At 73.8% G+C, this 12,500-nt stretch carries 11 protein-coding genes; 6 read left to right on the top strand and 5 right to left on the bottom strand.

What is annotated here, in order from left to right:
* Positions 1-28 precede the first annotated feature (28 nt).
* Positions 29-1,057 (bottom strand): 4-hydroxy-3-methylbut-2-enyl diphosphate reductase, encoded by a 1,029-nt coding sequence (locus RDI86_RS02830; RefSeq protein ID WP_308820749.1) that lies wholly within the window; start codon positions 1,055-1,057, stop codon positions 29-31.
* Between the two features lie 248 nt (positions 1,058-1,305).
* On the opposite strand from RDI86_RS02830, the gene RDI86_RS02835 reads away from it, so the two are divergent.
* The 4 genes from RDI86_RS02835 (at position 1,306) to RDI86_RS02850 (ending at position 5,430) form a co-directional block, all read left to right on the top strand.
* Complete coding sequence (locus RDI86_RS02835) at positions 1,306-2,712, top strand: polysaccharide deacetylase family protein (protein WP_308820635.1); 1,407 nt, start codon at positions 1,306-1,308, stop codon at positions 2,710-2,712.
* A gap of 82 nt (positions 2,713-2,794) precedes the next feature.
* Positions 2,795-4,123, top strand: coding sequence for an exodeoxyribonuclease VII large subunit (gene xseA, locus RDI86_RS02840; protein ID WP_374990511.1), 1,329 nt, complete (start codon positions 2,795-2,797; stop codon positions 4,121-4,123).
* A gap of 57 nt (positions 4,124-4,180) precedes the next feature.
* Positions 4,181-4,474, top strand: coding sequence for an exodeoxyribonuclease VII small subunit (locus tag RDI86_RS02845; protein WP_051028398.1), 294 nt, complete (start codon positions 4,181-4,183; stop codon positions 4,472-4,474).
* On the top strand, positions 4,471-5,430 hold the full coding sequence (locus tag RDI86_RS02850; protein ID WP_308820636.1) for a carbohydrate kinase: 960 nt from the start codon (positions 4,471-4,473) through the stop codon (positions 5,428-5,430). The genes RDI86_RS02845 and RDI86_RS02850 overlap by 4 nt, the downstream gene beginning before the upstream one ends.
* Before the next feature lie 132 nt (positions 5,431-5,562).
* On the opposite strand, the gene RDI86_RS02855 is transcribed toward RDI86_RS02850, so the two are convergent.
* From RDI86_RS02855 to RDI86_RS02870, 4 genes are all read right to left on the bottom strand, one after another.
* Complete coding sequence (locus RDI86_RS02855) at positions 5,563-6,816, bottom strand: ABC transporter ATP-binding protein (RefSeq protein ID WP_021482413.1); 1,254 nt, start codon at positions 6,814-6,816, stop codon at positions 5,563-5,565.
* 91 nt (positions 6,817-6,907) lie between these two features.
* Positions 6,908-7,759, bottom strand: a complete 852-nt coding sequence (locus RDI86_RS02860; RefSeq protein ID WP_061267621.1) for a carbohydrate ABC transporter permease — start codon at positions 7,757-7,759, stop codon at positions 6,908-6,910.
* A complete protein-coding gene (locus tag RDI86_RS02865) occupies positions 7,759-8,805 on the bottom strand; it encodes a carbohydrate ABC transporter permease (RefSeq protein WP_082774421.1) in 1,047 nt (348 codons plus the stop codon). The genes RDI86_RS02860 and RDI86_RS02865 overlap by 1 nt, the downstream gene beginning before the upstream one ends.
* A complete protein-coding gene (locus RDI86_RS02870; protein WP_308820637.1) occupies positions 8,802-10,094 on the bottom strand; it encodes an extracellular solute-binding protein in 1,293 nt (430 codons plus the stop codon). The genes RDI86_RS02865 and RDI86_RS02870 overlap by 4 nt, the downstream gene beginning before the upstream one ends.
* Before the next feature lie 129 nt (positions 10,095-10,223).
* On the opposite strand from RDI86_RS02870, the gene RDI86_RS02875 reads away from it, so the two are divergent.
* Together RDI86_RS02875 and RDI86_RS02880 are read left to right on the top strand one after the other, a co-directional pair.
* Complete coding sequence (locus tag RDI86_RS02875) at positions 10,224-10,901, top strand: carbonic anhydrase (protein WP_076405215.1); 678 nt, start codon at positions 10,224-10,226, stop codon at positions 10,899-10,901.
* 145 nt (positions 10,902-11,046) lie between these two features.
* Complete coding sequence (locus RDI86_RS02880; RefSeq protein WP_043659762.1) at positions 11,047-12,492, top strand: class II fumarate hydratase; 1,446 nt, start codon at positions 11,047-11,049, stop codon at positions 12,490-12,492.
* Positions 12,493-12,500 lie beyond the last annotated feature (8 nt).

Consider the following 12,500-nt stretch of genomic DNA (forward strand, 5'->3'; position numbering starts at 1 on the left):
ACGGCCGCGGAGGGCTCCGGCGCGGGCGTCAGACGGGCTGGACGGAGAGCGAGGTGCGGCCGCCGCGGGTGGGGCGCCCGCCGTCGGCCGTCGAGCCCTTGAGGTCGGCGCGCAGCTCGCGCGGCAGCGAGAACATGAGGTCCTCCGTCGCCGTGCGGACCTCCTCGACCGCGCCGAACCCGCGCTCCGCGAGGTAGGCGAGCACGTCGTCCACGAGGATCTCCGGCACGGACGCGCCCGAGGTCACGCCCACGGTCGTCGCGCCGTCGAGCCAGGCCGGGTCGATCTCCTTCGCGTGGTCGACGCGGTACGACGCCCCGGCCCCCGCCTGGAGCGCGACCTCGACGAGGCGCACGGAGTTGGACGAGTTCGCCGAGCCGACGACGATGACCACGTCCGCGTCGGGAGCGAGCTTCTTCACCGCGACCTGGCGGTTCTGCGTCGCGTAGCAGATGTCGTCGCTCGGCGGGTCCTGGAGGGTCGGGAACTTCTCCCGCAGCCTGCGGACCGTCTCCATCGTCTCGTCGACGGAGAGCGTCGTCTGGGAGATCCACACGACCTTGTCCGGGTCGCGGACCACGACGTCGTCCACGTGGTCGGGCGAGTCGACGACCTGCACGTGGTCGGGGGCCTCCCCCGCGGTGCCCTCGACCTCCTCGTGGCCCGTGTGGCCGATGAGCAGGATGTCGTAGTCGTCCTTCGCGAAGCGCACGGCCTCCTTGTGCACCTTCGTCACGAGCGGGCACGTGGCGTCGATCGTGTCGAGGTTGCGCGCGGCCGCGGCCGCCTTCACGGCGGGTGACACGCCGTGGGCGGAGAACACGACGCGGGCGCCCTCGGGCACCTCGTCGGTCTCGTCGACGAAGATCGCGCCGCGCTCGCTGAGCGTCTCGACGACGTACTTGTTGTGCACGATCTCCTTGCGCACGTAGACCGGCGCGCCGTAGTGCTCGAGCGCCTTCTCGACCGCGACGACGGCGCGGTCGACGCCCGCGCAGTAGCCGCGCGGTGCCGCCAGCAGGACGCGCTTGCGGGTCCCGTCGACGGCAGGGGTCACGACGGGGCGGTCGGTCGGGGACGCGGACGAGCCGGCGGGGAGGACGCTCACGCTCCCGAGTCTAGGCGAGCGGCGGTCGCCCGACCCCGGTGAGCCCGCTCACCCACGGCCCGGCCCCGACGTCGTCACGTCCCGCGCGCGAGGAGCACACAGACCCTCCGCAGGCGCGGCGTGCGGCACGCGTGTCGCACCGGTCCGCCGGGCGCGCCGGGTCGACGTCCGTCCCGCCGCCCCCCAAGATCGAGGGCATGAGCGACGACCCGGGCGACACGACGTCACCCGTGCCCGACGCGCCCCGACGGCGCCGCCGCGTGTGGTGGTGGCTCGTCCCGCTGCTGCTCGTCGTCGTCGCGGCGGCGGTCGTGGTCGTCGGGACGCTGGAGCACCGCGCGTGGGTCGCCGCGGTCGAGCGCTACGACGCCGAGGTCGGGCGCGTGACGCAGGACGCGACGGACGGGCGCGCGCGGGCCGAGGCGGCGTATCTCACGCGGCTCGTCCCGACGGCCGCGGCGGAGGTCGCGGGCGCGGCGCTGCTCGCCGCGAGCGAGGGCCAGGTGGACGACCCGGCGGTCCGCGAGCCCCTGGCCGCGACGCTCCAGGAGGCCACCGCGCTCCGCACGACCCCGGTGACCTACCCGGAGGAGGACCGCACCGTGGACGCCCTGTCCCGCCCGAACCCGCTGCGCCCGGGCTCGCGCCCCGCCGTCCACGTCGAGGTCGTGACGGGCTCCGAGCCCACGGCGGACGCCCTGGACGAGGCCGCCACCGCCGTCGTCGAGGCGGCGGAGCCCGTCGCGACCGCGCAGCGGCAGTGGGCGTACGACGGTCTCGAGGCGGCGGCGACCGAGGGCCGGCCCGTCCTCGCGGAGTCGGCAGGCCTCGTCGCGGACGAGGGCACGCGCACGACCCTCGACGGGCTGCTCACGCAGGCGACGACGACGCTGGACGCCGGCCCGGGCGGCGCCCCGGTGGCCGAGACCGTGGCGCTGCGCGACGCGGTGCTCGCGGCGACGGAGGCCGTCTGGTCGGACCGTCTGGCGCTCCAGCTCGCCCAGCGGCGCGACCAGGCGCGAGCGACGGGCGTGGACTGCGCGGTCGAGCGGTGCGTGGCGCTCACGTTCGACGACGGGCCCGGGCCCGACACCGAGCGGCTCCTGCAGGTGCTCGCGGAGAAGCACGTCTCGGCCACGTTCTTCCTCGTCGGGAGCAACGTCGAGAAGCGGCCCGACGTCGTGCGCGACACGGCGGCCGCCGGCCACCTGCTCGCGAACCACACCTGGGACCACCCGCAGCTCACGACGCTCGACGACGACGCCGTCCGCGACGAGCTCGCGCGCACCCAGGCGGCGATCGAGAGCGCCGCGGGGGTCACCCCGACGCTCCTGCGGCCCCCGTACGGGGACGTCGACGACCGCGTGCGGTCGGCCGCGCTCCGCTCCGGGCTCCAGGTGGTGCTGTGGAACCTCGACACGCTCGACTGGAAGACGCGCGACGCCGCGGAGACGCGTCGCCGCGCGGTGGAGGGCGCGCGACCGGGCAGCGTGGTGCTCATGCACGACATCCACGCCTCGACCGTCGACGCCGTGCCCGGGATCGTCGACGACCTGCGCGCGCAGGGCTACCGCCTCGTCACCGTCGACCTGCTCGCGCCCTGAGCGCTCGACCGGCGCGCCGGTCGGCGCGCTCCGTACCGCGGCGCGTTGGGTGGGCGTGGGTGGGGTGCGGCAGGCTGGTCCCGTGACCGCCTCCCTCCCGCTGCCCGACGACGCCCTGCGTCCGGGTGCCGCGCCCGCCGGTCCGGCGGCCCGCGGCCCCCTGCCGGCGCGCGCGCTCGAGACGAGCGCGGAGCACCCGTGGCCGGTCCGGCTCCTGTCGCGCAAGATCGAGCAGTACGTCGAGCGGATGGCGCCGGTCTGGGTCGAGGGCCAGGTCGTCCAGCTCAACCGGCGCCCGGGCACGTCGACGGCGTTCCTCACGCTGCGCGACACGGACCTCGACATGTCGCTCCCGGTGTCGGCCGCGTCCCGCGTGCTCCAGGGCACGCCGGTGGAAGAGGGCGCGCACGTCGTCGTGCACGCGAAGCCGGTGTTCTGGACGCGGCGCGGCACGCTCCAGCTCCAGGCGCGCGAGATCCGTCCCGTCGGCGTGGGCGAGCTGCTCGCGCGGATCGAGCACCTCAAGCGCGTGCTCGCGGCGGAGGGCCTGTTCGACGCCGACCGCAAGCGGCCGCTGCCGTTCCTCCCGGCCGTCGTCGGGCTCGTGTGCGGTCGCGAGTCCAAGGCGGAGCACGACGTCGTGGTCAACGCGCGCGCCCGCTGGCCCCAGGTCCGGTTCGAGATCCGCGAGGTGGCCGTCCAGGGCGCGCACGCGGTGCAGCAGGTGGGCGACGCGATCCGCGCGCTCGACGCCGACCCGGAGGTGGAGGTCATCGTCGTCGCGCGCGGTGGCGGCACCGTCGAGGACCTCCTGCCCTTCTCGAACGAGGCGCTCGTGCGCGCCGCGGCGGCGTGCCGCACGCCGCTCGTGAGCGCGATCGGCCACGAGACCGACTGCCCGCTGCTCGACCTGGTCGCGGACTACCGCGCCTCGACCCCGACGGCGGCGGCGAAGCGCGTGGTGCCCGACGTGACGGAGGAGCGCGCCCGCGTCGCGCAGGGCCGTCAGCGCCTGCGCAGCGCTATCGCGGGGCGCGTGTCCCGCGAGCAGGCGGGACTCGACGCGCTGCAGTCCCGGCCCGTGCTCGCCGACCCGGGGCGGATGCTCACCGACCGGCACGAGCGGGTCGGGGCGCTGCGGGACCGCGCACGCCGGGCGCTCGACGCGCGGCTCGTGCGCGCGGCGGGCGAGGTCGGCCGGCTCGAGGCCCAGGTGCGCGCCCTGTCCCCGGCCTCGACGCTCGAGCGGGGGTACGCCGTCGTGCAGCGGGCCGACGGGCACGTGGTCCGCTCCCCCGGCGACGTCGCGACGGGCGACGCGGTGCGCGTGCGTCTCGCGCGCGGCGCGCTGGACGCGGCGGTCACCGGCGCGCACGACGACGGACCCGCCCCCGGCCGGGAGGCGTCGTGAGGCGCCCGCGCCGGTTCTCGACCGCCCGCCGGACGACCGTCGGGCCACGACGCACAGATGGGGTTGAATACTGCCGTGACTTCCTTTGACAACGCTGTCACGTCCGACGTGTCGACGCTCTCGTACGAGCAGGCGCGCGACGAGCTCGTGCAGGTCGTCGCCCGGCTGGAGGCCGGGGGCGAGCCGCTCGAGGACTCGCTCGCGCTCTGGGAGCGTGGCGAGGCGCTCGCCGCGCGCTGCCAGGAGTGGCTCGACGGCGCGCGCGCCCGCCTCGACGCGGCACGCTCGCAGGACGACGCGACGGCACGCGGCACGACCGACCCCGACGACCCGACCGGAGACGACGCATGAGCACGAGCACGGACCCCGCCCAGCCCGCCGCCGCGCCCGCCGGGCACGTCCTCGTCGTCGGCGAGGCGCTCGTCGACGTCGTGCACCGCGCGGACGGCAGCGTCGCCGAGCACCCCGGGGGCAGCCTCGCGAACGTCGCGCTCACGCTCGGCCGGCTCGGGCGGGACGCCCGGCTCGCCACGTGGCTCGGGCACGACGCGCACGGCGAGGCGGTGCGGGCGTGGCTCGACGACTCGGCCGTGACCCTCACGCCCGGCAGCACCGACGCCCCCACGACGAGCGTCGCCACCGCGCACCTCGACGCGAACGGAGCGGCCACGTACGAGTTCGACCTGGAGTGGCGCGTCCCCGTGGGCACGGCTCCCGACGCCGGCACGCTCGCCGTGCACACGGGCTCCATCGCCGCCGTGCTCGAGCCCGGCGCGTCCGACGTCCGCGCGCTCGTCACCGCGGCGCGCGACACCGCGACGATCACCTACGACCCCAACGCCCGGCCCGCCCTCATGGGCGACCCCGCCGACGCGCGCACCCGCATCGAGGCGCTCGTCGCGCTCGCCGACGTGGTCAAGGTGAGCGACGAGGACGTGGCGTGGCTCGTACCGGGCGCGGACCCGGTCGCCGTCGCGCGCGAGTGGCTCGCCCTGGGGCCGGCGCTCGTCGTCGTGACGTTCGGCGGCGAGGGAGCGGTCGCCGTCACCGCGGCCGGCGAGCAGCGCGTCACGGCCCCGCGCGTCGAGGTCGTCGACACCGTCGGCGCGGGCGACTCGTTCATGGGCGCGCTCCTCGACGGGCTGTGGGAGGCCGGCCTGCTCGGCGCGGACCGGCGCGAGGCGCTGCGCGCGATCGACGCCACCGTGCTCGGCGACGTGCTGCGCCGCTGCGTCGCGGTCGCCGCCGTCACCGTCTCGCGCGCCGGGGCCAACCCGCCGCGACGCGCGGAGCTCGCCCCCGCCTGAGCCCGGTCACGGCTCCGAGGTCGCGCCCGCGAGCCCGCCCACGAGCGCGGCCACGAGGCTGGCACGAGCGCGGCCACGAGGCTGGGCACGCCTCGGCCGCCCGGGCACGAGCCCGGGCGGCCGAGACCTGCGTCAGACCTGCGCGTCCTGCTTCTGCGCCCGCTCCAGGGAGCGCTTGCGGTCCTCGACGTTCTCCTGCTCGATGCGCTCGGCCTCCGCGGTGTCGCGCGTGAGGTTCTCGCTCGTCTCCGGGTCGAAGATCATCATCTTCGTCGGGTCGAACCACAGGTCCGTCACGTCGCCGTCCCGCGCGCGCGACGCCGAGTCGAGCGCCACGACGAACTGCGTGCGCACGCCCTCGCCGTCGAGCTCGCGGTCCAGCTCGTCGAGCTGCCCCTTCACGGACTCGTGCATCTCGAACGGGACGTAGGCGTAGAGCTCCGCGCCGAGCCACTCGGTGACGTCGATCTGCGCCTCGAACGTGTGGCCCCGGTCCTTCTTCGCCGGGTCGACGAGCCGCGCGTCCTCGAAGTGCTCGGGCCGCAGGCCGACGATCACCAGGCCGCGGTCTCCGACGGCCGTCGCGATGCTCTCCGGCATGTCGAACTCGCCGAACGGCAGCGTGATCTTCCCGCCCGAGACCTCGCCGGGCAGGAAGTTCATGGGCGGCGTGCCGATGAAGCCCGCGACGAACAGGTTGACCGGCTGCTCGTAGAGGCCGCGCGGGCTCGCGACCTGCTGGAGCACGCCGCGGCGCAGGACGGCGACGCGGTCGCCGAGCGTCATGGCCTCGGTCTGGTCGTGGGTGACGTAGACGGTCGTCGTGCCGAGCCGGCGCTGCAGGCGCGCGATCTCGGTGCGGGTCTGCCCGCGCAGCTTGGCGTCGAGGTTCGACAGCGGCTCGTCGAAGAGGAACGCCTTCGCGTCGCGCACGATCGCCCGGCCCATCGCGACGCGCTGCCGCTGACCGCCCGAGAGGTTCGCCGGCTTGCGGTCGAGGTGCTCGCGCAGGTCGAGCATGTCGGCCGCGCGCTCGACCTTCTCCCGGATCTCCTCCTCGCTGTGCTTGCCCTTCGCGAGGCGCAGCGGGAACGCGATGTTCTCCGCGACCGTGAGGTGCGGGTAGAGCGCGTAGTTCTGGAACACCATCGCGAGGTCGCGCTCGCGCGGCGCCTTCTCGTTGACGCGCACGCCGTCGATCTCGAGCTCGCCCGCCGTGATGTCCTCGAGCCCGACGATCATGCGCAGGACCGTCGACTTCCCCGAGCCGGACGGCCCGACGAGGATGACGAACTCGCCGTCCGCGATGTCGAGGTTGACGTTGTCCACGGCGAGGAAGCCGTCGCCGTAGCGCTTGACGATGTCCTTGAGGGTGATCGACGCCATCAGCTCTCTCCTCGGGTTCGGCGTGCGGCACGGTGCCCGGCGGACCGGGAGGGCGTGCGGTGGTGGGCGGGGCGGTCCGGGGACGCGGTGCTCATCCCTTCACCGCCCCCTGGGTCAGGCCCGAGACGATCTGGCGCTGGAACAGCACGACGAGGATGACCACGGGGATGGTCACGACGACCGCGGCCGCGGAGATCGCGCCCGTCGGCTCCTCGAAGTACGACGCCCCGGTGAAGAACGCGAGCGCCGCCGGGACCGGTCGGGCCGCGCTCGTCGACGTGAGCGAGATGCCGTAGACGAAGTCGTTCCACGCGATGAAGAACGCGATGAGCGCGGTGGTGAACACGCCCGGCGCGGCGAGCGGGACGATCGCCTTGCGGAACGCCTGCCACGGCGTCGCGCCGTCGACCTGCGCGGCCTGCTCGAGCTCCCACGGGATCTGGCGGAAGAACGCCGCGAGCGTCCAGATGGAGATCGGCAGGGTGAGCGACAGGTACGGGATGATCAGGCCGAGCCAGGTGTCGTAGAGGCCGATGTTGCGCCAGAGGTTGAACAGCGGCGTGACGATCGACACGACGGGGAAGATCGAGACGCCGAGCGCCGTGGTGAGGATGAGGCGCTTGCCCGGGAAGTTCAGGCGCGCGATCGCGTAGGCGCACAGCGTGGCGAGCACGACGGCGATGACCGTCGCGATGAGCGAGATGCCGATCGAGTTGCGCAGCGCGGACAGGAACAGCTCCTGCGCGGACCCGCCGGACGCGAGGATCTGCTCGTAGTTGGTGGTGCTCCACTGCGGCGGCAGGAACGTCCCGGAGTTGATGTCGCTGGGCCCCTTGAAGCTCGTCATGAAGATCGAGAGCACGGGGAACAGCGCCCCGACGAGCACGACGACCGTGATGACCGCCCACCAGATCTTGGCCTTGGTGCTGAGGACGCTGCCCATCACTTCTCCCCCCTCGCGCCGGCGAGATCCACCTTGAAGAGCTTGATCGCGATGAAGCAGATGAGCACGACGCACAGGAACAGCAGCACGGAGATCGCGGAGCCCATGCCGATCTGGAGCTGGCCGATCGACGTGCGGTAGGCCAGCAGCGACAGCACCTCGGTGCCGTTGGCGCCGTTCGTCATGATGAAGACGTTGTCGAAGATGCGGAACGCGTCGAGCGCGCGGAACAGGACGGCCACCATGATCGCGGCCTTCATGTTCGGCACGATGACGCGGGTGAACCGCTGCCACGCGGTCGCGCCGTCGACCTTCGCGGCCTCCTCCAGGTCGCCCGGCACCTGCGCGAGGCCGGCGAGGAGCAGGAGCGAGATGAACGGTGTCGTCTTCCAGACCTCGGACGCGATGATGACGAACAGGCTCGTGCCCTGCTGCGCGAACCAGTTGAGGTCGGGACCGACGCCCGGCACCCAGTCGAACCAGTGGTTGACGTACCCGGACGTGATGTCGAACGCGTAGAACCACGCGAACGCCGAGACGACCGTGATGATGCCGTAGGGCACGAGGATCGCGGTGCGCAGGAGCCCGCGCAGGCGCTTGATCGCGCGGTGCATGACGAGCGCGAGGGCGAAGCCGAGGATCAGCTCGATGACGACCGTGACGACCGTGATGAAGAGCGTGACCCCGAGGTCCCGCCACCACACGGAGTCCGTGAGGATCACGACGTAGTTGTTGAGCCCGACGAACGACCGGTCGTCCGGCGCGGTGAGCTTGTAGTTGAAGAGCGAGTCGTAGACGGCCTGGAGGATCGGGTACAGCGTCACGGCGAGCATGACGACGAACGCCGGTCCGGCGAGGTACCAGCCGAGGCGGGCCTCGGCCCGCGAGCGGTCGCTGCGCGCGGCCTTGGCGGCGGCGTCCGGCGCGCCGCGCGACCCCGACCGGGGAGCGGCCCCGCCGCGCGGCGGGGCGTCCTCGGTCGCGGTCGACGGCGTGGTGGCGTGCCGGCCGCGGGGTGCGGGCTCGGTCGGGGGTCCGGCGTTCACAGGAGTCGCTCCCCTCGCAGGACGGCGGTGATGAACTCGGTGGACTCCTGCGGCGTCGTGTCGGGGTCGACCGACGCGGGCGGGTACCACGTCTGCTGGAGGCCCGTGGAGACCTCGTTGTAGAACGGCGTCTGGGGCCGCGGCGCCGCCTGGTCGAGCGAGTCGCGGATGACGTCGTACATGGGGAACGCCTTCTGGACGTCCGGGTCGTCGTAGGCCTTGATGCTCGCCGCCGGGTTGCCGTTGGTGACGAAGTACTCGGCCTGGTTCTCGGGGCTCACGATGCACTGGGCCGCCTCGTAGGCGAGGTCGGTGTGCTTGCCGAACGCGCCGATGCCGAGCGAGATGCCGCCGTAGGGCGGACGGGCGTCCTCGCCCTCCGTCGTGCGCGGGTACAGCGCCCAGCCGATGTCGTCGAGGAGCGCCTGGTCGAGCGACCCGGCCTCGACGGCGCTCTGGGTGGACGACCAGACGAACGGCCAGTTCACCATGAACGACCCGCGGTCGCCCTGGAACTTGGTGAGCGACGCGGGCTCGTCCTCGCTCGGCAGCCCCGGCCCGCCGACGCCCGATGTGCCGATGCCGCCGATGATCTCTGCGGCAGCCTTGCCCGCGTCCGTGTCCAGACCGAGCTTCACCTCGTCGGCCGGGGCCTCGGGGTTGTCGATGATGTGGCCGCCCGCGCCCTCGACGAGCGCGTTGATCCACACCGTGAGCGACTCGGCCTTGGCGCCCTGGACGGCCAGGAGCTTGTCCTGGTCCTGGGCCGCCTGCATGATCTGCTCCCACGTGACGGGCTGCGACATGTCGAGCCCGGCGGTCTCGGCCACGGACTTGCGGTACCAGAGGAGCTGCGTGTTCGCCCAGAACGGGATGGCGACCAGCTCGTCCTTCCACGTCGAGGCGTCGATCGCGCCCTGCACCACGTCCTGCGTCGTCGCCTGCGCGACGTCGTCGGGCACGGGGGCCAGGAAGTCCGCCTCGGCGAACTCGGCGATGAACACCGGGTCGAGGCTCATGATGTCGATCGACGAGTCCTTCGCCGCGAGGCGGCGGGCGAGCTGCTCGCGCTGCGACGCCGCGTCGCGCGGGAGAAGCTCGGTCGTGATGCGGTACGCGCCCCCGGCGGCCTCGGTGCAGGCCGCCGCGATGTCGGCCTGGCCCCCGTTGTCCGGGTTGATGTACCACGTGAGCTCCGGCGTCCCGTCGTCGCCCGGGCCGCACGCGGCGAGCGGCGCCACGAGCCCCGCGGCGACCAGGACGGCGAGCGCTCGGGTGCGTCGGCGCACGTCAGCTCCCCTCGGTCGCGCTTCCCCGAGTACCGGGGGTGTCACCCTCCATGGATACCGCCCCCCGGCGCGGCCCGCCATGCGAACGAGCACGCGGAGCACGCCCCGACCTGCGCGATGATGGGAGCCATGACCTCTCCCGCCCCCGCACAGCCGGTCCGTTCGCTCACCCCCGCCGAGGCGTGGGCGACGCTGCGGACCGGGAACGACCGCTTCGTCGCCGACGCCCCGCTGCACCCGTCGCAGGGCGCGGACCGACGGCGCGAGACGTCGGCCGCGCAGCACCCGCACACGGTCCTGTTCGGCTGCTCCGACTCCCGCGTCGCGGCGGAGATCATCTTCGACCAGGGCCTGGGCGACATGTTCGTCGTCCGCACGGCGGGGCACGTGGTGGACACCACGGTGCTCGGCTCGATCGAGTACGGCGTCGAGGTGCTGTCCGCGCCGCTCGTCGTGGTGCTCGGGCACGACTCGTGCGGTGCCGTGGGCGCGGCGGTCGAGACCCTGCGGACGGGCGCGCAGGCGAACGGGTTCGTCCGGGCCGTCGTCGACCGCGTCATCCCCTCCGTGGCGAAGATCACGGGCGCCGGGAACGGCACGCTGGAGAACCTCGACCCCGCCGTGCTGCGCCGCGAGCACGTGCGCAACACGGTCGACATGCTGCACTCCTACTCGGCCGGCCTCGCCGCGGCCGTCACCGAGGGCCGCTGCGCGATCGTCGGCGTCGAGTACGACTTCGCCGAGGGCCGCGCGCACCTGGTCGACGTCGTGGGCGACGTCGGCGAGCAGCCCCGCGCCGACGCCTGACCCCACGGCCCGGGCTGCGCGGCTGCCCCGGCGCGCTCGTCGCCGGGGCAGCGCCCGCCGACCCGCGCACGACCCTCCCCGCAGCCCGCGTGACCTCGCTCACGCGGGTTGCGGGGGCCGGCGCGCGGTGCGGCAGGATGGCCCCATGACTGCATCTCCCGAGGCTCCCGGCGCCGCCGCCGGGACGGCCGCACCGACGACCGAGTACCGCATCGAGCACGACACCATGGGCGAGGTGCGCGTGCCCGCGCAGGCCCTCTACCGCGCGCAGACGCAGCGCGCGGTGGAGAACTTCCCCATCTCCGGCACCCCGCTCGAGCGCGGCCACATCGAGGCGCTCGCCCGCGTGAAGAAGGCCGCGGCCCGCGCGAACGCGGAGCTCGGCGTGCTCGACGAGGACGTCGCCGCCGCCATCGTCGCCGCGGCCGACGAGGTCGCGTCGGGCGCGCACGACGCGCACTTCCCGGTGGACGTCTACCAGACGGGGTCCGGGACGTCGTCGAACATGAACACGAACGAGGTCCTCGCGACGCTCGCGACGCGCTCGCTCGGGCGCGACGTGCACCCGAACGACCACGTCAACGCGTCGCAGTCCTCGAACGACGTGTTCCCCACGTCGGTCCACGTCGCCGCGACGGCCGGGGTCGTGCGCGACCTGGTCCCCGCGCTGGGCCACCTCGCCGAGGCGCTCGAGGCGAAGTCCGCCGAGTTCGCGACGGTCGTCAAGTCGGGCCGCACGCACCTCATGGACGCCACGCCCGTGACGCTCGGCCAGGAGTTCGGCGGGTACGCCGCCGCGATCCGCTACGGCGTCGAGCGCCTGGAGTCGGCGCTCCCCCGCGCCGCCGAGGTCCCGCTCGGCGGCACCGCCGTCGGCACCGGCATCAACACGCCCGCCGGGTTCCCCCAGCGCGTCATCGCGCTGCTGGTCGAGGACACGGGCCTGCCCCTCACGGAGGCGCGCGACCACTTCGAGGCGCAGTCCTCGCGCGACGGCCTCGTCGAGCTCTCGGGCGCGCTGCGCACGATCGCCGTCTCGCTCACCAAGATCTGCAACGACCTGCGCTGGATGGGCTCGGGCCCGAACACGGGTCTCGGCGAGATCTTCATCCCGGACCTGCAGCCGGGCAGCTCGATCATGCCGGGCAAGGTCAACCCCGTCGTGCCCGAGGCCGTGCTCATGGTCGCCGCGCGCGTGATCGGCAACGACGCGACCGTCGCGTGGGCCGGCGCGTCGGGCTCGTTCGAGCTCAACGTGCAGATCCCCGTGATCGCGCAGGGCGTCCTCGAGTCGATCCGCCTCCTCGCGAACGCGTCGCGCGTCCTCGCGGACAAGACCGTCGCGGGCATCACGGCGAACGTCGAGCGCGCCCTCGCGCTGGCCGAGTCGTCGCCGTCGATCGTCACGCCGCTCAACCGCGTCATCGGCTACGAGGCGGCGGCGAAGGTCGCGAAGCACTCCGTCAAGGAGGGCCTCACCGTCCGCCAGGCCGTGATCGACCTGGGCTTCGTCGAGCGCGGCGAGGTCACCGAGGCGCAGCTCGACGAGGCGCTCGACGTCCTGTCGATGACGCGCCCGCCGCAGGCCTGAGCGTCCGC

The organism is Cellulosimicrobium sp. XJ-DQ-B-000 (assembly GCF_031119065.1).
Taxonomy (GTDB): Bacteria; Actinomycetota; Actinomycetes; order Actinomycetales; family Cellulomonadaceae; genus Cellulosimicrobium; species Cellulosimicrobium funkei.